Below are 18,452 nucleotides of genomic sequence, written 5' to 3' on the forward strand. Positions count from 1 at the left end.
ACGGCCTTTCGGCAACAGCGCCCTTGCGATAGATAAGAGGCATGGTTCAGCCCGCCCTCCCAGCCGCAGCCGGCACGATGGACGATGCCGCACTGGCTGGTCTTATCGCCTGCCCCACTTGCGACGCGCTGCATCATCTGGCCGATGTGCCGGTCGGCGCCACGGCCCGCTGCGTGCGCTGTCAAACGGTCTTGCTTGCGCCACGGCGACAAGCGTTGACGCGGCTTGTCATGCTGGCGGTGACGGCGCTTGTCCTTATGGCCGCAGCCATATGGTTTCCGTTTCTTGAACTCGACGCGCAGGGGCTGCGCCGAACCAGCTCAGTCCTCGATGCGGCGCTGGCCTTTTCCAATGGCCTGATGGCACCACTTTCGCTGGCCGTCGCGGCGATGATCGTGGTGATACCGCTGGTGCGGCTGGTGGCGCTGATTTACGCGCTAGCGCCAATGGCGTTGGGCAGGCGGCCAATTGTGGGCGCGGTGCCTGCCTTCCGACTGGCAAATGCAATGCGACCCTGGGCGATGGCCGAGATCTTTGTCGTTGGCGTGGCCATTGCGTTGGTGAAAATCGCGGGACTGGCGCAGTTGTCGCTGGGCCCCGCGTTCTGGGCGCTGATCGCGCTGGTTTTGGTGACGGTCCTCAAGGACGTCGTGATGTGCAGGATGTCGGTATGGAAAACGCTGGAACAGCGCGCGGCATCCTGACCGCCCGCGCGGCGGGTTTGGTGGGCTGCACCAATTGCGGCCGCGTTCATCGCGCGGGGACTGAACGCTGCAGCCGATGCCACGCCCGGTTGATCAGCCGTGATACGGCCAGCCTGCAACGGGTCTGGGCGTGGCTGGCCGCGGGGCTGATTGCTTACATCCCCGCCAACATCTACCCGATGCTGCTGACCTCTTCGCTGGGCAAGACCAGCGCCAGCACCATCATCGGCGGTGTCTTTCAGCTGATCGACCTGCACGAATACGCCATTGCCGCAATCATCTTCGTGGCCAGCGTCCTGATCCCGATCGGCAAGTTTCTGGCCATCGGCTACCTCGCCTTGTCGATCCGGGCGGGTGTCGTGGTCCGTGGTCATGGGCGCCAGCACCTTTACGAAGTGGTGGAGTTCATCGGGCGCTGGTCGATGATCGACGTTTTCGTCGTGGCGATCCTTTCATCGCTGGTACAGTTGAAGTTTGTGGCCACCATCAATCCGGGCATCGCCGCCGTCAGTTTTGCCTTTTCCGTTGCGGCCACCATGCTTTCCGCCCAGAGCTTTGATACCCGGATGATCTGGGATGCTGATGAGGCCCCTGCCGCATGACCGATCCGACCCCAGCAGAGCTGGAAATATCGCAGGCGCGCCCGTCGTTCTGGCGCAACCTGTCCATTGTCTGGCTTGTGCCGGTACTGGCGCTTGTGATCGCGCTGGGCGTGGCTTGGAAAGGCTATTCTGACCGTGGCACGCTGATCCATATCACCTTCGAGAACGCGGCCGGCGTTACACCGAACGAAACCACGCTGCGCTTTCGCGACGTGGTGATCGGCACGGTCGAAAGCGTCAATTTCTCGCCCGACCTCAGCCATGTCATCGTCTCGGCGCGAGTGCACAACCAGGTGGCCAGCACCTTTACCCCCGATGCGCAGTTCTGGGTCGTCCGGCCCAACGTGACGGCACGCGGCATCACGGGCCTGTCGACCGTCCTGTCGGGCGTCTACATCGAGGGGGCATGGAGCCCGACGAAGGGGAGTACGACGGTAGATTTCACCGGGCTGGAAGACCCGCCGACCGTGCAGCCGGGCCGCAAGGGCACTCGGGTGACGATCCGGGCGCGCGACGGCAACCTTCTCTCGGCTGGCGCGCCGGTCTTCTACAAGGGCATCGAGGTTGGCCAGCTGGAAACGCCGCACCTGACGCCTGCGGGCGATGCGGTGTTGGTTGACGCGTTCATTGAGGCCCCAAACGACAAGCGCATCACCACCGCCACACGGTTCTGGGACCTGTCTGGCTTTTCCGTTTCGCTGGGGACAGGGGGGCTAAAGCTGGACGTGGGCAGCCTTTCGGCGCTGATCTCGGGCGGGATCGCGTTTGACACCGTGTTCTCGGGTGGCTCTCCGGTGACTGACAGCACGATCTTCGATCTGTTCGACGACGAAGCCGCGGCGCGTGACAGCATCTTTACAGGTGTCGGCGCCGATGCGCTGGACCTCGCGATCGAGTTTGACGGCTCTGTCAGTGGCCTGACCACCGGCGCGGCGGTGCAATATCGCGGCCTGCGCGTGGGCGAGGTGACCAGCCTCGGCGCCTTTGTCGAGGATACGCCCTCGGGTCAGGTGGTGCGGCTCCGGGCGACCATCGCGATTGATCCGCAGGCTTTGGGCCTGCCCGCTAATGGCGGCAAGGATGCCGCGTTGCATTTTCTGCAGAGCGCGGTCGCCAAGGGCCTGCGCGCGCGGCTCAGCACGGCGGGCCTGTTCAGCGCTGCGCTGATCGTCGAACTCGTTGATACACCCGATGCGCCCCCCGCCGCGCTGGAGACCCCCGCGAACGGGCTTCCCGTCTTGCCGACGACAAAGTCCCAGATCCCCGATTTCACCGCAACCGCGCAGGGGTTGCTGGACCGGGTCAACAAGCTGCCGATCGAAGAGGTGCTGAACCAGGCCACCAGCCTGATGTCAGCGATCGAGGATATCGCTCGCGCCGATGGCACCCGCGCTACGCCGGCGGCCTTGGCAGGGCTGCTGACCGATGCGCGCGCGTTGATCAATCAGGACGCCACGCAGGCCCTGCCGGGCGAGCTGGAGGGGGCGGTCAAGGATCTGCGCGCAGTTGTCGACGAGTTGAAGGCGCAAGGTGCGGCGGCACAACTGGCCGACGCCATTGCCAACGCCAATACCGCGGCCAAGGGCATCGCCGATGCCTCGCAGAAATTTCCCGACCTCGTCGACAGTCTTCAGGCGGTGGCCGACAAGCTGAACGCTTTGCCAACCGATCAACTGGTCGCCTCGGCGACAAAGGTGCTGGACAGCGCCGATGCCATTATCGGCACTGATCAGGCGCGCGCACTGCCCGCGTCGCTTACCGATGCGCTGGACCAGGTCCGCGCCGCGCTGGCCGACTTGCGGGCCGGTGGTGCGATCGAAAACACCAATGCCGCGCTGGCCTCGGCGCGGAACGCGGCCGATGCAGTGGCGCAGGCCTCTGCCACGCTGCCCGATCTTTCGGCGCGGCTAGATGCGCTGGCGGGCCGTGCCGATGCACTGATTTCCAGCTATGGCGCCCGGTCGGATTTCAACGCCGAAACGCTGGCGGCACTGCGTGAAGTGCAGTCTGCCGCACGGGCCGTCTCGCAACTGGCCCGCCAGATCGAGCGCAACCCCAACTCGCTGCTGATAGGGAAATGAACTGATGATCCGATCGCTGCCCCTCATCATTGTGCTGCTGCTGGCCGCCTGCGGAACCGATGACGCCCGCTATGTGCTGGCCACGCCCGCTCCGGCCGCCAAAGCACGCGTTGCCATTGCCACGCTGGAAGTGCGCGACGTGACCCTGCCTGCCTATGCAGCCGCGTCCGAGATCGTGGTGGAAGAGGACGACGGGGCGCTGCACCGGGTGAAGAACGCGGTCTGGGCCGACGATCCAGTGCATGGCGTGACCGGTGCGCTCGCGCGGCTACTTGACGAGGCGACGACGGCGGCGGTCGCCGCCGAGCCTTGGCCGCTGCAAGACCCGGCGCAGGCCCGGCTTGAGGTGCGTATCGACGACATGATCGCGCGGGCCGATGGCCGCTTCGAGATGACCGGGCAGTTCGCCCTGACATCGCCCGATGGCGTAATTCGCGACCGCCTACAACGCTTTGACATCACCGCGCCGCTGCCCGACCGCGCACCGGGCAGCGTGGCCAAGGCCGCCGGTACGGCCCTGTCGGACCTTGCCGGGCAGATCGTGCAGCGGTTGCGCCGGTAGGGTTGCGCCGATCGACGAGCAGGGCCAACCTTCTTGTTGCCCGAAAAATGGCCGGGCCGTATGACTCCTCATCGCCAGCGAGGATGCGATGCCAGACCACCTCATTCCCTACATCGACATTGCGGCCCTTTTTTCAGGCCCCTCTTCGGCCCGCGACACGGCCGACCGGCTGATCGGCGAGGCGGCAACCTCGATCGGGTTCATGACGGTCACAGGCCTTCCGGGCGATACGCTTTCGCCCGATCTGCGGCGCAGGCTGCTGTCGATTTTCGGCCTGCCGGAGGACGCCAAGCGCAAGCTATACCGCTGGAATTTCGACCCGACCCGAGCCAACGTCTATCGCGGCTGGTTTCCGCTGACCCCGGGCAATGCCACGTGGAAAGAGGGCATCGACATGGGGCCCGACGTGGCCTACGGGCCGTCGCGGACCCGCCCCGACGACCCGCTGGTCGAGCCGACACCGCTTCCCGATCCCGCCGACCTGCCGGGATGGCATCAGGCGGTGCAGGACTATTACCGGGCGATGGAAGGGGTGGGACAGGCCCTGATGCGTGCGCTGGCCCGCAGTCTGGGCCTGCCGGAGCAGGTGTTCGATGCGAGTTTCGAACAGGGCATCTCCACCCTGCGCCTGCTGCGCTACCCGCCGCGCACGCCGGAAAGCCTTGCCGGCGCGGGTGACGAGGCGCGAGTTACGCACGACGGGCGAGAGCTGTTCATGCTCGCGCGCGCCCATGTGGATTCGGGCTTTGTGACGCTCTTGGCGCAGGACGGAGTTGCCGGATTGCAGGCGCAGGCATCGGATGAGGTCTGGGTCGATGTGCCGCCGCGCGAGAGCACGCTGGCCGTCAACTTTGGCAAGCTGCTGGAACGTTGGACGGGTGGCCGGGTCAAGGCGACGCGCCACCGCGTGATCGGCGGCAGTGCCGAACGTTTCTCTATTCCGTTCTTCTACGAACCCGCGGTGGATGCGGTGATCGCACCCCTGCCGCTTGGCGGCGCGGCCGACTTCGCGCCGGTCTCTTACGGCGATCACCTGTGGGACGCGACGACGAAGTTCGTCGAACAGGCGGGCATCGCGCACCTGCGCACGCCGCGCGGCGTGACCCGGGCAAGCTGACGCGGCCGCATGATCTGCGCGGTGCAAGGGCGCGCGAAAGACCTCAGAAGTCGAGGTTCTCGACGTTCAGCGCGTTGGACTGGATGAACTCGCGACGCGGTTCCACCACGTCGCCCATAAGCTTGGTGAACAGGTCATCCGCCTCGGCCACATCATTGACCCTAACTTGCAGGAGCGTGCGCGCGTCAGGGTCCAGCGTGGTTTCCCACAGCTGGCTGGGGTTCATTTCGCCCAGCCCCTTGTAGCGCTGCAGCGACAGGCCCTTCTCGCCTTCCGTCAGAATCGCTTTCAGCAAGTCCAGCGGGCCAAAGATCGTCTGGACGCGATCTCTGCGCACCAGCGTCGCGGGCAGGCCGTAGACATCCTGCAAGGCCTTGGTAAAGCTGCCGGTCTTGCGTGCTTCGCCCGAGCGCAGCATCGGGCCGTCCAGCGTGCGTACCTCTTCCACGCCGCGCAGGATCCGGGCGAGGCGAATGCCGTGATCCTGAGTAATCCGCCCGTGCCAGCCGCGCTCCCATTCCAGCGCGATCAGGTCCAGCCGCTTTGCGACAAGGTCAGCGGTGCCCTGCAGATCGGCATCGACCACGCCGGGCACGAAGGCGCCGGCAATCGCCGCCTGTTCGAGGATATGGCGCGGATAGTGCGTCGGGAAGGCATCAAGGACGCGGCGCAGGCTGCGCGCATCCTCGACGACGCGCAGCAGGTCGGCGCCGGTAATCTCTTCGCCGTTGCCCTGCCGCAGGATCGCGCCTTCGACGCCCTGCTGAATCAGGTATTCGTCCATCGCCGCCTGATCCTTGAGGTAAACCTCTGATTTCCCGCGCGAAACCTTGTAAAGCGGGGGTTGCGCGATATAGAGGTATCCACCCTCGATCAACTCCGGCATCTGCCGGAAGAAGAAGGTCAGCAACAACGTGCGAATGTGTGCACCGTCCACGTCGGCGTCGGTCATGATGATGACCTTGTGATAACGCAGCTTGGAAATGTTGAACTCGTCCCGGCCGATGCCAGTGCCCAGCGCCATCACAAGGTTGCCAATTTCCTGGCTGCCCAGCATCCGGTCGAACCGTGCGCGTTCCACGTTCAGGATCTTGCCCTTCAGCGGCAGGATGGCTTGCGTACCCCGGTCGCGCCCGGTTTGCGCGCTGCCGCCGGCGCTGTCACCCTCGACAAGAAAGATCTCGGTCTTGCTGGGATCTTTCTCAGAGCAGTCCTTCAGCTTGCCGGCGAGGAAGTTCACATCCATCGCCGTCTTGCGCCGGGTCAGTTCGCGCGCCTTGCGGGCCGCCTCGCGCGCCAGTGCCGCCTCGACGATCTTCCCGACGATCACCTTGGCGATGGCGGGGTTCTCTTCGAACCATTCGGCGAGTTTTTCGTTCATCAGGTTCTCGACCGCCGGGCGCACCTCGGAGCTGACAAGCTTGTCCTTGGTCTGGCTGGAGAACTTGGGGTCCGGCACCTTGACCGACAACACGCAGGTCAGCCCTTCGCGCGCGTCATCGCCGGTAAAGCTGACTTTCTCTTTCTTGGCGATGCCGCTGGTCTGGGCATAGCTGTTGATGGTTCGCGTCAGCGCGGCGCGGAAACCCGCCATGTGGGTGCCGCCGTCGCGCTGCGGAATGTTGTTGGTGAAGGGCAGCACCATCTCGTTGTAGCTGTCGTTCCACCACATCGCGACCTCGACGCCAATATCGTCGCGGGTGCCGGCGATGTAGATGGGTTCGGGCAGGATCGATTGTTTGGACCTGTCGATATACTTCACGAATTCCTTGACGCCGCCTTCGTAGAACAGCTCGGTCTTGAGCGGCTCTGCCGGTCGGTCGTCTTCAAGGATGATCTTCACGCCTGAATTCAGGAACGCCAGTTCGCGCAGCCGCTTTTCCAGCGTGTGATAGTCGTAGTCGAGGTTCGAGAAGGTCTTGGTCGAGGCAAGGAACCGCACCTCGGTCCCTTTTTGCCCTTTGGCATCGCCGACGACGACCAGCGGCTCCACCGTCTTGGAATCCTCGAAGCGGACGTAATGCTCCTTGCCGTTGCGCCAGATCCGCAGTTCCAGCCAGTCCGACAGAGCGTTCACAACCGAAATCCCGACCCCGTGCAGGCCGCCCGACACCTTGTAGCTGTTCTGGTCAAACTTCCCGCCTGCATGCAACTGGGTCATGATGACCTCGGCCGCCGAAACGCCCTCTTCCTTGTGCATGTCCACCGGGATTCCGCGGCCATTGTCGCGCACGGAAACCGAGTTGTCGGCGTGGATTTTCACCTGAACGAAGTCCGCATGACCCGCCAGCGCCTCGTCAATGCCGTTATCCACGGCCTCGTAAACCATGTGGTGCAGGCCAGAGCCGTCGTCGGTGTCGCCGATATACATCCCCGGCCGCTTGCGCACGGCATCCAGGCCCTTGAGAACCTTGATGGAATCCGAGTTGTACTCTGGCTGTTGCGGGGTGGTTTCGGACATGCGGTGTTATCCCGTTCTGTGACGCCCAAATATACGTTTTGTGGGGGGCAATGTCACGGCTTAACCCCATATTTTGTGTCAGAGAAAGGGGATCATCAGCCCCACGCAGATCAGCATCGTGCCTGCCGTCAGATTGGTGCGCCGGATTGCCACCGGCGAGGTCAGCAACGCCCGCGCACGGTGGATCGAGGCGGCCAGTACGAGGTTGCCCAGTAGCGGCACGAGGAAGGACAAAAAGCAGATTGCGCCGATGTCGGCCCAGCGCAGGTGCGGCAGGTCGAAGAAGCCCGGCAACATGCCCATGTAGAACAGGATCGCCTTGGGGTTGCCAAGGATCACTGCCATCCCTGCCATGAAACCGGCCCAGCGGCCGGGGCGCGTCAGGCGACTGTCGGTGGCGATGGTCCGGCCGGCATGGCGGATGATCAACACGCCCATTGTCAGGAATGTCAGGCTGGCCACCCAGCGCAGCACCGTCATGAAGCCCGAAAAGACCGAGACGATCCATGTCACGCCGAGGATGGCCAGGAACGGCCACAGGATGTCGCCCACCACCACGCCCAGCGCCAGCGGCCAGGCCGCCGCAAACCCGCCCGACAGGGCGCGCGCCGCCAGCGCCACCCAGACCGGGCCGGGCGTCAGGAACAGGATCAGCAGCGCGCCTGCGTAAAGCGCAAGGTCATAAGGCGTGACGGTCATGTGTGGCCACTAGAACGCTTGTCCCATCAGGTCCAGTTCCGTCGCACCGTTCCACGTTTCGTCGGCCAAGGGCAGCACCATCAATCCCTTGTCGCGCGATGTCACGACGCTGTCGGTCCGCGCACCCGTCATCTCGACGAAGCGCACCGGATTTGGCTGCGCGACAAAGCCCAGGCCCGCGTAAAGCGGCCGGTCGCCGAACAGCAGGACAAAGCGCGCAGGCCCGCCCCGCGCGGCGGCAATAGCCGCACCGACCAGCGCCGTGGCGATGCCGCGCCCGCGCGCTTCGGGCAAGGTTGCCACTTCGGCCAGCCCGGCGATGTCAACCAGCGTGTCACCCAGCCGTACCGCCCGCAGCGTCAGTGCGGCATGTCCAAGGACGGTACCAGCCTCGCGCACCACGAAGCGCAGGTGATGGCGCTGCTGAAAGAAGCTGCGCCCGCCGAAATCGGCGCTGAAAGCCCGCGCCAGAAGTGCGGCGATGGCGGTTTCGTCATTGGGGGTCAGGTCGGTTTCGGCGATACGTTCGATCGGCAGGGCGGGACGTGGGCTGAACTGCAATGGGGGCCTCCGTTTCGGGTCGGCGCACCCTGTCATGACAGGCCGCGGGCGGCAATCCCGCCTGCCGCGCCCCGCCTGCCCTGCCTGGTGTGCCTTGTCAGCCGCGCCCGCCGTTCGGTCCTTCGGGGCGGTAGCGGTCCATCACGGCATCCAGCATGTCGTTTGAAATCGACGGGTTTGCGGCCTGCAGGCACGGCAGCAGCAGCGCCTTGTTGCTGCGCTGAAGGGCCCCGCCGGGCGCCTTGTCGGCGGCCGGGCTGACAGGGGCGAAGCAGGCGACGAAAACCGCTTCGGGCACGCCAAGGTCGGCGGCGATGGCCGCGGTTGGACGGTTCGGGTCATGGTCGGCCAGCGCGGGCGTGGCGACAACGATCAGCGCAAGCGCGCGGGTGAAAACGTGCATGTCGGTCCTCCTCTGGTGGAGGTGGCACGAACGACGGCGCGGTTTCCGTCGCCTCAGTCTGCCGGCAGTGTCAGCGTGCCGTCATCGGCCAGCGGCCAGAACGGGTTGAAGGCAACCTCCCAGACATGGCCGTCGGGGTCAGCGTAGTAGCTGGAATAGCCGCCCCAGAATACCTTCTCGGGCGGTTTCAGCGTGGTTGCCCCGGCCGCGATGGCGCGGGCAAAGGCCGCGTCCACCTCGGCCTCGGAGGCGTGGTTCTGTGCCAGCGTCATCGCCCCGGTTCCCAGGTCAGCCACGGGGCGTTTCTGGTCTTCTGCAAGGTCCGCCAGCCCGAACAGGCCCAAGACGAAGCCGTGCATCTGGAAAAAGACCACACCCTCCTGCGGGCGCGACGGATGCCAGCCCAGCGCCTTGTAGAAGGTCTGCGCGCGGGCAAGGTCCGCCACGCCAAGCGTTATCAGGGTCACGCGTTGCGGTGTCATGTCTCGCCTCCGTCCACGATCACACTGGTGCCGCCCTCGTCGCGCACCTCCAGCCTTTGCGCGCGTGCGCCCAGTTCGGCAAAAAGTTCTGGCCCCGTGCCTGTCATCCATGCCTGTGCGCCCAGCGCGACGATCTCGTCATAAAGCGCGGCGCGGCGTGCGGCATCAAGATGCGCCGCCACCTCGTCCAGCAGCAGGAGGGGCGGTGCGCCCGTGTCCTGCGTCAGGGCGCGGGCATTGGCGAGGATAAGCGAAATCAGCAGCGCCTTTTGCTCTCCCGTCGAACAGTCGCGCGCGGCCATCCCTTTGGCGCGGTATGTTGCGGCCAGATCGCTGCGGTGCGGCCCGACCAGCGTGCGGCCTGCAGCCATGTCGCGCGGCCGGCCGGCGACCAGCGCCTCGCGCAGTGCCTCTGCATCACGGATGTCTGGCCCCTCGGCCTCTTCCACTGCAAGGTCGGCGGCCGGAAAGACGCTGTCGGCGCTGTCCTGCGCTGCGGCCAGCCGGGCCAGCGCCATCCGTCGGTTGGCCCCGATCGTGGCACCCGCCTCGGCCATCTGCCGTTCCAGCGCGCCATACCAATGCGCATCGCGCACCATGTCCTTGAGCAGGCGGTTACGCTCGCGCATCGCCTTTTCGTAGGCCAGTACCACCTCGGCATGGCCGGGTTCGAAGCTAAGCGTCAACCGGTCGAGGAAACGCCGGCGCCCCTCGGCCGCCTCGATCCAGAGCCGGTCCATCGAAGGCACCAGCCACAGCACCCGCAGCACCGTGCCAAGGGCGGTCTGCGTCGCGGCCTTGCCGTCGATCTGCACCTGCCGGCCTTCACCGGGATTGGCCCATGTGGCAATTTCGCGCAACTGCGCCTCGGCCTGCAACACGGCAGCGACCTTCCAGCCCAGTCCTTCGGGCCGGCGGGAAAGGTCGTCGGGGCCGGCACGCCGCAGCCCCCGGCCCGGCGACAGCATTGAAATTGCCTCGAGGATGTTCGTTTTCCCTGCGCCGTTCGGCCCGAAAATGGCGACCGGCCGCGAATCGACTAGCACATCGGCCCGCCGGTGCGACCGGAAGTGCGACAGCGTCAGACGCTCAAGAAAAAGGCCGCTCATGCGCGGCCCTCCCTTGTCATGGCCCGCTTGGCGCCGGTTGGGCGCTCCGACCGATCAGACACGCATCGGCATCACGACATAGACCGCCGTGGGGTCGTTGCCCTCGCGCATCAGCGTGGGGTCGCCCGAGGCGTTGAACAGGAACACCGCGTTCTCGCGGTCTACCTGGCTGGCAATCTCCAGCAGGTATTTCGCGTTGAACCCGATCTCCAGCCGCTCGTCGTTGTAGGAGACGGCCAGCTCCTCTTCCGCCGCGCCGGAATCAGGCGCGTTGACCGACAGGACCAGCCTGTCCTGATCCAGGCTAAGCTTCACCGCGCGCGAACGTTCGGAGGACACCGTTGCCACCCTGTCCACCGCACGGGCGAATTCGGCCGCGTCAACTTCCATGCGCCGCTTGTTGGCGATCGGGATGACCTTGGAATAATCGGGGAAGGTGCCGTCGATCACCTTCGACGTCAGCGTGATGTCGGGCGTGGCGAACCGCACCTTCGTCTCCGAGACGGAAACGGCGATCTGCATGTCGTCATCGTCAAGCAGTTTGCGCAATTCGCCTACCGTCTTGCGCGGCACGATCACGCCGGGCATCCCTTCGGCCCCGCTGGGCAGGTCGGCGTCGATCCGGGCAAGGCGGTGGCCATCCGTGGCCACGCAGCGCAGCAGCGCCGCGCCGTCGCCTTCGGCCACATGCATGTAGACACCGTTGAGGTAATATCGCGTCTCTTCGGTCGAAATCGCGAATTTCGATTTGTCGAACAGACGGCGCAGCACCGGCGCAGGGGCCGAGAAATTGCTTGCGTAATCCGACGAGGCCATGACCGGGAAATCTTCCTTCGGCAGGGTCGCCAGCGCGAAGTTCGACCGCCCCGCCTCGATCACCAAGCGGCCGCTTGCCCCACTTTCGGAGAGCGTGACAAGCGCGCCGTCAGGCAGCTTGCGCACGATCTCGTTCAGCGTGACGGCCGAGACCGTTGTTGCGCCGGCGCGTTCGACATGTGCAGGGGCGCGGTCCACAACCTCGATATCAAGGTCGGTGGCGCGGAAATGCACCGTATCGCCCTCGGCTTCGATCAGCACGTTGGCGAGGATCGGAATCGTGTTGCGCCGTTCGACCACCGACTGGGCCTGCGCTACAGCCTTCAGCAGGGCCGCGCGTTCGATACTGAATTTCATGTGCCTCGCTCCGCACCATCGGGGGCCGTCAAGGGCCGGGACCGAAAAACTACCCGTTTCCCACCCCGGCTCAAGCCATTTTCGCAATATTCCGCCAAATGCGGTGTGCGCATCAGGCCTCGAGTGCGCGGCGCAACAGTTCGAGGTCGTCGGCGATCTGGCTGTCGATCGCGCGCAGTTCCTCGATCTTCTTCACGCCGTGCAGGATCGTGGTGTGATCGCGCCCGCCAAAGCGACGTCCAATGTCAGGCAGTGAACGGCTGGTCAGTTGCTTGGCCAGATACATCGCCACCTGCCGAGGCCGGGCAAAGTTGCGCGGGCGTTTCGGCCCGATCATGTCCGAAAGGCGGATGTTGTAATGCTCGGCCACCTTGCGCTGAATCTCTTCCACGGTGATCTTGCGATCCGAGGCGCGCAGGATGTCCGACAGGCAATCCTGCGTCAGATCCAGCGTGATCTCGCGGCCGACGAGGCTGGCAAAGGCAAAGAGACGGGTCAGCGCCCCTTCCAGCACCCGCACGTTGGTCGAGATGCGGTGGGCGAGGAATTCCAGCACGCCATCGGCCAGAACAAGGCCGGGATACTGGGCCAAATAGTATTCCGCCTTGGTTTGCAGGATGCCAAGGCGCAGTTCGTAATCGGTCGGGTGCAGATCGACGACAAGGCCGCATTGCAGGCGGCTCTTGATCCGCTCTTCAAGGTCCTTGATCTCGCCCGGCGCGCGGTCTGCGGAAATAATGATCTGCTTCTGCCCGTCCACCAGCGCATTGAAGGTGTGAAAGAATTCGTCCTGTGTCGAATCCTTGCCGGCGATGAATTGCACGTCGTCGACCATCAGCACGTCGACCGAGCGGAACAGCTCCTTGAAGTCGATCATCTTGCGGTCCCGCAGCGCGGTGATGAAGCGATACATGAACTGCTCGGCCGACAGGTAGATGACATTCAGGCCGGGCTGGCGGCGGCGCAACTCGTGCGCGATGGCATGCATCAGGTGCGTCTTGCCAAGGCCCACGCCGCCGTAAAGGAAAAGCGGGTTGAAGGTGACCGGGCCGCCCTCGGCCACGCGGCGTGCCGCGGCATGGGCCAGTTCATTGGGTTTGCCCACCACGAAACGTTCGAAAGTGAACCGCGCATCAAGTGGCGAACCCACCACCTCGTCCGTCTCGGGCTCTTCCGGCGCGGCGGCCGGCGTGGGCTGGGCCCGCATCTGCTCGGCCGCCACGACAAAGCTCAATCGCTTGATCGAGGGGTCGGCCTTGCCGATGCAATAAAGCAGGTGATCTCCGAAATGCTGGGAAACGTAATCGCCGAGGAATCGGGTGCGAACCTTGAACTGCGCCACGCCCCTGTCCACCGAGGCCAGCTCCAGCGGCGCGATCCAGTTGGAATAGTTGCTGTCTCCAACTGTCTGGCGCAGATCCACCTGCAGCGCCCGCCAAATCTCGTTTGTCATTCTTTTCCTGTCCCGTTTTCGTCATTCGCCGACGTGTTCCCGCACGTTGGCTGCCCCTCTTGTGCGATTCGCACATATGCCGCAGGCCGTCTGGTATGCCGGGCTCTGTGGCCCCGGTCATGCCGGCCTGTCGGACCCGTGCACCAGCACCTTGCGGCGTGCGCTTGCACACCCCGCGGACGCTGGTCCTTCACTCTTGGGGGACACGCAGCGGGCCGGCACAAACCGGATACCGTAGCCAAACAGCATCTCGCAGCGGCACGACATACCGCCGTTTGCACAGCATTTGCGTGGTGGCGTTCAAGCCTTTTCCGGCACGCCCCCTGTCGCCATAAACGGTGGCGCGAAAGGGGCCGGAGCGGGCCAGATCGCCTGTTCCCCCAGGAACGAAGTGAATCTGTGCAGGCACGTTACCAAGTCCGCGCAAGCCGCTTCAATCGAACAACGCGCTTGACTCGGACTTTGCCGAGAACGAATCCGCGGGCCCTTGAATTTGGGGAAATTGTTGGCGTGGCTGTTGCCAGAACGACAAAAAGCGCACCGCGAAGGGTGCGCTTTGACGTGGTCTCTTGACGTGATCCGCGGCCTAGGCCGGCGGGCCGGGAATCAGGCCAGCGCCTTCACCCGCGAGGCCAGGCGCGACATCTTGCGCGCGGCGGTGTTCTTGTGGACGACACCCTTGGTCACGCCACGCATCAGTTCCGGCTGGGCGGCGCGCAGCGCAGTGGCGGCGGCGTCCTTGTCGCCAGAGGCCAGCGCCTCTTCGACCTTGCGCAGGAACGTGCGGATGCGCGAGCGGCGCATCTTGTTGACGGCAAAGCGGGCCTCGTTCTGGCGGGCGCGCTTTGCGGATTGGGCAGTGTTGGCCATATGGTGTCTTCCCGGTTCGGGTGCGTCTGTTCTGAAGCCGCGTCTCTAAGGCGGGGCGTGACCCAAGTCAACAGCCTCGCACGCGATAATTTCGGCCCTTTTACGGATGCCGGTTCAACGGTCGCGGAACTGCGGTTCGCGGCTTTCGATGAAGGCCGCCATACCCTCTTTCTGGTCGTCGGTCGCGAACAGGGCGTGAAAGAGGTGCCGTTCGATCGCCAGCCCTTCGGCCAACGGTGTCTCGAAGGCACTGTTGACCGCCTGTTTCGCGGCCTGTGCCGCCAGACGCCCTTTCTCGGCGATCTTGCCGGCAGCGGCCAGCGCCTCTTCGCGCACCTTCTTGGCAGGCACGATCCGGCTGACAAGGCCGCAATGCTCGGCCTCCTTGGCATCCATGAAACGGCCAGTCAGATTCATGTCCATCGCCTTGGCCTTGCCGACGAATCGGGCCAGCCGCTGGGTGCCACCCATCCCGGCAATGACGCCAAGGTTGATCTCGGGCTGGCCGAACTTGGCGGTCTCCGAGGCAATGATGAAATCGCACATCATCGCCAGCTCGCACCCGCCGCCCAGCGCATAGCCGCAGACGGCGGCGATGATTGGCTTGCGGATGGCCGTGATTCGGGCGGTGACGCGGGCAAAGAGATTGGCCGTCATCATCTCGACCATGCTCTTGCCGGCCATCTCGGAAATGTCGGCGCCGGCGGCAAACGCCTTGTCCGACCCGGAGATGACGATGCAGCGCACCTTGTCGTTGGCGTCGGCTTCTTCCAGCGCCTCGCACAGCTCTGCCAGCAGTTCGGCATTCAGCGCGTTCAGCTTCTCGGGCCGGTTCAGGGTGATCAACTGAACGCCGTCCTGAATGTCCACGATGAGGGTCTGGAATGCCATGGCCTGTCCTTGCTGCCGCTTGTCCAAGCCCCAGTCCTTAGCAAAGGTGGCGTCCGGTTCAAGTCATCTTTGACAGCGTGGACAAGCGAAGGACGACCGCCCCGACTGCACAATCCGCACGATCGTCCCGGCACATCCCGGGGTCAGGCACGGCTCGCCCTCGCGCCCGTAAACCCGGAACCCATGCTGGAAATACCCCAGTTCGCCATCGGCCTGCCGGTAATCGCGCAAGGATGATCCGCCGGCAGCGATCGCCTCGGTCAGCACCTCGCGGATGATCGGGACAAGGCCCGCCGCGCGGGCTGCGGCGATCCGCCCCGCCTGCCGTTTCGGGCTGATCCCGGCACGGTAGAGCACCTCGCAGACATAGATGTTGCCCAAGCCCGCCACCAGCCGTTGGTCCAGCAGCGCGGCCTTGATCGGCGTGGCGCGTCCCTTCAGCCGGTCGACAAGGTAGGCCTCGTCAAAGGCATTGCCCAGCGGCTCTGGCCCAAGGTCGCGCAGCAGCCAATGGTCCTCGGCCCGGTCGGTCGGCATCAGGTCCATCGCGCCGAAGCGGCGTGCATCGTTGAAGGTCACGCGCGCGCCGCCGGCCATGTCCAGCACGACATGGTCATGTTTCGCGGGGGCGGGGTGGGCATGGTGAAAGACGCCTTGCTGCACGCCCGAGACCAGCATCCGCCCCGACATGCCAAGATGGATCAGCAGCGTCTCGCCGCTGTCGAGGTCGGCGAGGATGTATTTCGACCGCCGCCGCAGCCCCAGCACCCGCCGCCCGGTCAGCCGGTCGGCCATCCGCTCGGGCAAGGGCCAGCGCAGGTCGGGCCGGTTGACGGCCGCATGGGCAATTATCTGCCCCTCCATCACGGGGGCCAGTCCGCGACGAACCGTCTCGACCTCGGGCAATTCGGGCATGTGCACTTCCTTCGGCAGGGGCCGCGTTGTAAGCCCCGGCAAGCGCCCTATTAAGAGGGCGACCCGCAAAGGACGGCAAGCCCCGATGACCGACCAGACCGACAGGACAACGCATTTCGGGTTCCAGACCGTTCGCGAGGACGAGAAGGCCGGCCGCGTGCAGGGCGTGTTCACCAGCGTCGCCAGCCGCTATGACATCATGAACGACGTGATGTCGGGCGGCGTTCACCGTCTCTGGAAGGACGCGATGATGGACTGGCTCGCGCCTCGGCAAGGCCAGAAGTTGCTCGACGTTGCGGGCGGCACGGGCGATATCGCCTTCCGCTTTCTTAAACGCGCCGGATCCGGCCATGCCACAGTGCTGGACCTGACCGAGAACATGCTGGTTGAGGGCCGCAAGCGGGCCGAGGCCGAGAAGATGGCCGGCCAACTGGACTGGGTTGTGGGCGACGCGATGGCGCTGCCCTTTGCCGATAACAGTTTCGACGTCTACACGATCAGCTTCGGGATCCGGAACGTCACCCGCCCGCAGGATGCGCTGGCAGAGGCCTATCGCGTGTTGCGGCCCGGCGGCCGGCTGATGGTGCTGGAATTCAGCCAGATCCCCAACGCGATGCTGCAGAAGGTCTACGATCTTTATTCCTTCAACATCATCCCGCGCATGGGGCAGGCCATCGCCGGCGATCGCGACAGCTACCAGTACCTCGTCGAATCGATCCGCCGTTTTCCTGATCAGGAAACGTTTCTTGGCATGGTGCGCGCGGCCGGGTTTGGAAACGCGAAATACCGCAACCTGACGATGGGCGTGGCCTGCCTTCATTCGGGCTGGAAGCTCTGACGTGCGGGGCCCGCACAACATCATCCGGCTGATCCGTACCGGCGCCACGCTTGAGCGGACCGGTGCAATGAAACTGGTGTTGGATGCCTTCGACGCCGGGCCGCTGCTGCGGATCACCTTCCGCACTTTGGTGTGGCCGTTTCGTTGGCTGGGGTATCGGGGTGATGTCACCATGCCGCCCGCCACCCGTGCGCTGACCGCGCTGGGACCGGCCTACATCAAGTTCGGCCAGATCTTGTCGACCCGGCCCGACGTTGTCGGTCAGGACATGGCCTGGCAGTTGCGCGTTCTGCAGGACAAGCTGCCGCCGTTCCCGTTGGCAAAAGCGCGCGCCGCGATCGAGCACGAACTTGGTCTGCCGGTGGACGAGGCTTTTTCCGAAATCTCCGAGCCCGTCGCCGCCGCCTCGATCGCGCAGGTGCACAAGGCGCGGCTTGCCCGAACCGGCGAAGCGGTGGCCATTAAGGTACTGCGCCCCGGCATCGAGCGGGCTTTTCGCCGTGACATCGACGCCTTCTATTTCGCCGCGCGGATGATCGAGGCCTTGTCGCCGGCCTCGCGGCGGTTGCGACCGATGGACGTGATCACCCACTTCGAAGGTGTCGTGCGGGGCGAACTGGACCTGCGGCTGGAAAGCTCGGCCGCGTCAGAATTCGCGGCCAACGCCGCACGCGACGAGGGCTTTGCCGTGCCGGCGATCCGCTGGCACCTTTCGGCGCGGCGGGTGATGACGCTGGACTGGGCCGAAGGGGTTGGCATCGGTGACAATGCCGCGCTGGACGCCGCCGGGCATGACCGGCGGGCGCTTGCCGCGCGGGTGCTGGAGCTTTTCCTCAGCCACGCGCTGCGCGACGGCTATTTTCACGGCGACATGCATCAGGGCAACCTGAAGGTTGCGGCCAATGGCGACATCATCGCCTATGACTTCGGCATCATGGGGCGGATCGACGAATATACCCGCCGCGTCTATGCCGAGATCCTGTTCGGGTTCATCCGGCGCGATTACCACCGCATCGCCGAGGTGCATTTCGAGGCCGGATATGTGCCCGCCGATCGCGATGTCGATGAATTCGCCCGCGCCCTGCGCGCGGTGGGCGAGCCGATCTTCGGCATGGACGCGAGCCAGATTTCCATGGCGCGGCTGCTGACCTACCTCTTCGAGGTGACCGAACGTTTTGGCATGCAGACGCGGACCGAGCTGATTCTGTTGCAGCGCACAATGGTGGTGGTCGAGGGCGTGGCCCGCTCGCTCGACCCGCATATCAACATCTGGCAGGTCGCCCGGCCCATCGTCGAGGACTATATCCGCAAGAGCATCGGGCCGCGTGCCTTGCTGCGCGACCTCGTCAGCACCGGCAGGGTCCTTGCCCGCTTTGGCCCACGTCTGCCCGCGCTTGTCGAAGAGGCGCTGATCCGCCAGACCAATCCGGCCCCGGCACCCGCACCCGCCCGCATTGCGCCACGCCTTGGCTGGGCGGCGCTGGGTGCCGTCGTCGCGCTGGCGGCCGTCTGGGTCGCGGGTCTGTTCTGA

The 18,452-nt window shown here is 65.0% G+C and carries 18 protein-coding genes; 7 read left to right on the plus strand and 11 right to left on the minus strand.

What is annotated here, in order from left to right; all coding sequences use genetic code 11:
• The first annotated feature begins 41 nt into the window (after window positions 1-41).
• From GC146_RS08850 to GC146_RS08870, 5 genes are all read left to right on the plus strand, one after another.
• Complete coding sequence (locus GC146_RS08850; protein ID WP_291837180.1) at window positions 42-704, plus strand: paraquat-inducible protein A; 663 nt, start codon at window positions 42-44, stop codon at window positions 702-704.
• Window positions 671-1,306, plus strand: coding sequence for a paraquat-inducible protein A (locus GC146_RS08855; RefSeq protein WP_291837182.1), 636 nt, complete (start codon window positions 671-673; stop codon window positions 1,304-1,306). Before GC146_RS08850 ends, GC146_RS08855 begins: the two co-directional genes overlap by 34 nt.
• Entirely contained in the window at window positions 1,303-3,387 is a 2,085-nt protein-coding gene (locus GC146_RS08860) for an MlaD family protein (RefSeq protein WP_291837184.1), read from the plus strand. The genes GC146_RS08855 and GC146_RS08860 overlap by 4 nt, the downstream gene beginning before the upstream one ends.
• 4 nt (window positions 3,388-3,391) lie before the next feature.
• Window positions 3,392-3,949: a PqiC family protein gene (locus GC146_RS08865; protein WP_291837186.1), complete on the plus strand. Its 558-nt coding sequence runs from the start codon at window positions 3,392-3,394 to the stop codon at window positions 3,947-3,949.
• 88 nt (window positions 3,950-4,037) lie between these two features.
• Window positions 4,038-5,066, plus strand: coding sequence for a 2OG-Fe(II) oxygenase family protein (locus tag GC146_RS08870; RefSeq protein ID WP_291837188.1), 1,029 nt, complete (start codon window positions 4,038-4,040; stop codon window positions 5,064-5,066).
• Between the two features lie 43 nt (window positions 5,067-5,109).
• Here the strand turns inward: GC146_RS08870 and gyrB are convergent, their stop codons facing one another.
• The 11 genes from gyrB to mutM all read right to left on the minus strand — a co-directional run bounded on the left by gyrB (window position 5,110) and on the right by mutM (window position 16,083).
• On the minus strand, window positions 5,110-7,527 hold the full coding sequence (gene gyrB, locus GC146_RS08875; RefSeq protein WP_291837190.1) for a DNA topoisomerase (ATP-hydrolyzing) subunit B: 2,418 nt from the start codon (window positions 7,525-7,527) through the stop codon (window positions 5,110-5,112).
• 78 nt (window positions 7,528-7,605) lie between these two features.
• Entirely contained in the window at window positions 7,606-8,226 is a 621-nt protein-coding gene (locus GC146_RS08880; RefSeq protein WP_291837192.1) for a LysE family translocator, read from the minus strand.
• 9 nt (window positions 8,227-8,235) lie between these two features.
• The gene (locus tag GC146_RS08885) at window positions 8,236-8,787 is read right to left on the minus strand and encodes a GNAT family N-acetyltransferase (protein ID WP_291837194.1); all 552 of its coding nucleotides are present in this window, start codon (window positions 8,785-8,787) and stop codon (window positions 8,236-8,238) included.
• Window positions 8,788-8,884: 97 nt separating this feature from the next.
• On the minus strand, window positions 8,885-9,190 hold the full coding sequence (locus GC146_RS08890) for a hypothetical protein (RefSeq protein ID WP_291837196.1): 306 nt from the start codon (window positions 9,188-9,190) through the stop codon (window positions 8,885-8,887).
• A gap of 53 nt (window positions 9,191-9,243) precedes the next feature.
• Window positions 9,244-9,672 (minus strand): VOC family protein, encoded by a 429-nt coding sequence (locus GC146_RS08895; RefSeq protein WP_291837198.1) that lies wholly within the window; start codon window positions 9,670-9,672, stop codon window positions 9,244-9,246.
• Window positions 9,669-10,781 carry a DNA replication/repair protein RecF gene (gene recF, locus GC146_RS08900; protein ID WP_291837200.1) on the minus strand — a complete coding sequence of 371 codons (1,113 nt, stop codon included), beginning with the start codon at window positions 10,779-10,781 and terminating at the stop codon, window positions 9,669-9,671. Before recF ends, GC146_RS08895 begins: the two co-directional genes overlap by 4 nt.
• A 54-nt stretch (window positions 10,782-10,835) precedes the next feature.
• Window positions 10,836-11,954: a DNA polymerase III subunit beta gene (gene dnaN / locus GC146_RS08905; RefSeq protein ID WP_291837202.1), complete on the minus strand. Its 1,119-nt coding sequence runs from the start codon at window positions 11,952-11,954 to the stop codon at window positions 10,836-10,838.
• A 112-nt stretch (window positions 11,955-12,066) separates the two neighbouring features.
• Entirely contained in the window at window positions 12,067-13,407 is a 1,341-nt protein-coding gene (dnaA, locus tag GC146_RS08910; RefSeq protein WP_291837204.1) for a chromosomal replication initiator protein DnaA, read from the minus strand.
• Window positions 13,408-14,013: 606 nt separating this feature from the next.
• A complete protein-coding gene (gene rpsT, locus GC146_RS08915) occupies window positions 14,014-14,277 on the minus strand; it encodes a 30S ribosomal protein S20 (protein WP_291837206.1) in 264 nt (87 codons plus the stop codon).
• 114 nt (window positions 14,278-14,391) lie between these two features.
• Window positions 14,392-15,168, minus strand: coding sequence for an enoyl-CoA hydratase-related protein (locus GC146_RS08920; RefSeq protein WP_291837208.1), 777 nt, complete (start codon window positions 15,166-15,168; stop codon window positions 14,392-14,394).
• Window positions 15,169-15,231: 63 nt separating this feature from the next.
• On the minus strand, window positions 15,232-16,083 hold the full coding sequence (gene mutM / locus GC146_RS08925; RefSeq protein WP_291837209.1) for a bifunctional DNA-formamidopyrimidine glycosylase/DNA-(apurinic or apyrimidinic site) lyase: 852 nt from the start codon (window positions 16,081-16,083) through the stop codon (window positions 15,232-15,234).
• A gap of 85 nt (window positions 16,084-16,168) precedes the next feature.
• On the opposite strand from mutM, the gene ubiE reads away from it, so the two are divergent.
• Together ubiE and ubiB are read left to right on the plus strand one after the other, a co-directional pair.
• Entirely contained in the window at window positions 16,169-16,921 is a 753-nt protein-coding gene (gene ubiE, locus GC146_RS08930; RefSeq protein ID WP_291837211.1) for a bifunctional demethylmenaquinone methyltransferase/2-methoxy-6-polyprenyl-1,4-benzoquinol methylase UbiE, read from the plus strand.
• 1 nt (window position 16,922) lies between these two features.
• Window positions 16,923-18,452: a 2-polyprenylphenol 6-hydroxylase gene (ubiB, locus tag GC146_RS08935; RefSeq protein ID WP_291837213.1), complete on the plus strand. Its 1,530-nt coding sequence runs from the start codon at window positions 16,923-16,925 to the stop codon at window positions 18,450-18,452.

It is taken from the genome of Limimaricola sp. (assembly GCF_016125575.1).
Taxonomy (GTDB): domain Bacteria; phylum Pseudomonadota; class Alphaproteobacteria; order Rhodobacterales; family Rhodobacteraceae; genus WGLM01.

Excerpts from the sequence above, each read along its gene's own strand:
- GC146_RS08860 (WP_291837184.1), top strand. The coding sequence starts at position 1,303 with ATGACCGATCCGACCCCAGCAGAGCTGGAAATATCGCAGGCGCGCCCG.
- GC146_RS08895 (WP_291837198.1), bottom strand. The coding sequence starts at position 9,672 with ATGACACCGCAACGCGTGACCCTGATAACGCTTGGCGTGGCGGACCTT.
- GC146_RS08850 (WP_291837180.1), top strand. The coding sequence starts at position 42 with ATGGTTCAGCCCGCCCTCCCAGCCGCAGCCGGCACGATGGACGATGCC.
- gyrB (WP_291837190.1), bottom strand. The coding sequence starts at position 7,527 with ATGTCCGAAACCACCCCGCAACAGCCAGAGTACAACTCGGATTCCATC.
- recF (WP_291837200.1), bottom strand. The coding sequence starts at position 10,781 with ATGAGCGGCCTTTTTCTTGAGCGTCTGACGCTGTCGCACTTCCGGTCG.
- ubiE (WP_291837211.1), top strand. The coding sequence starts at position 16,169 with ATGACCGACCAGACCGACAGGACAACGCATTTCGGGTTCCAGACCGTT.
- GC146_RS08870 (WP_291837188.1), top strand. The coding sequence starts at position 4,038 with ATGCCAGACCACCTCATTCCCTACATCGACATTGCGGCCCTTTTTTCA.
- GC146_RS08890 (WP_291837196.1), bottom strand. The coding sequence starts at position 9,190 with ATGCACGTTTTCACCCGCGCGCTTGCGCTGATCGTTGTCGCCACGCCC.
- dnaA (WP_291837204.1), bottom strand. The coding sequence starts at position 13,407 with ATGACAAACGAGATTTGGCGGGCGCTGCAGGTGGATCTGCGCCAGACA.
- GC146_RS08880 (WP_291837192.1), bottom strand. The coding sequence starts at position 8,226 with ATGACCGTCACGCCTTATGACCTTGCGCTTTACGCAGGCGCGCTGCTG.
- GC146_RS08865 (WP_291837186.1), top strand. The coding sequence starts at position 3,392 with ATGATCCGATCGCTGCCCCTCATCATTGTGCTGCTGCTGGCCGCCTGC.
- rpsT (WP_291837206.1), bottom strand. The coding sequence starts at position 14,277 with ATGGCCAACACTGCCCAATCCGCAAAGCGCGCCCGCCAGAACGAGGCC.
- GC146_RS08920 (WP_291837208.1), bottom strand. The coding sequence starts at position 15,168 with ATGGCATTCCAGACCCTCATCGTGGACATTCAGGACGGCGTTCAGTTG.
- mutM (WP_291837209.1), bottom strand. The coding sequence starts at position 16,083 with ATGCCCGAATTGCCCGAGGTCGAGACGGTTCGTCGCGGACTGGCCCCC.
- GC146_RS08855 (WP_291837182.1), top strand. The coding sequence starts at position 671 with ATGGAAAACGCTGGAACAGCGCGCGGCATCCTGACCGCCCGCGCGGCG.
- dnaN (WP_291837202.1), bottom strand. The coding sequence starts at position 11,954 with ATGAAATTCAGTATCGAACGCGCGGCCCTGCTGAAGGCTGTAGCGCAG.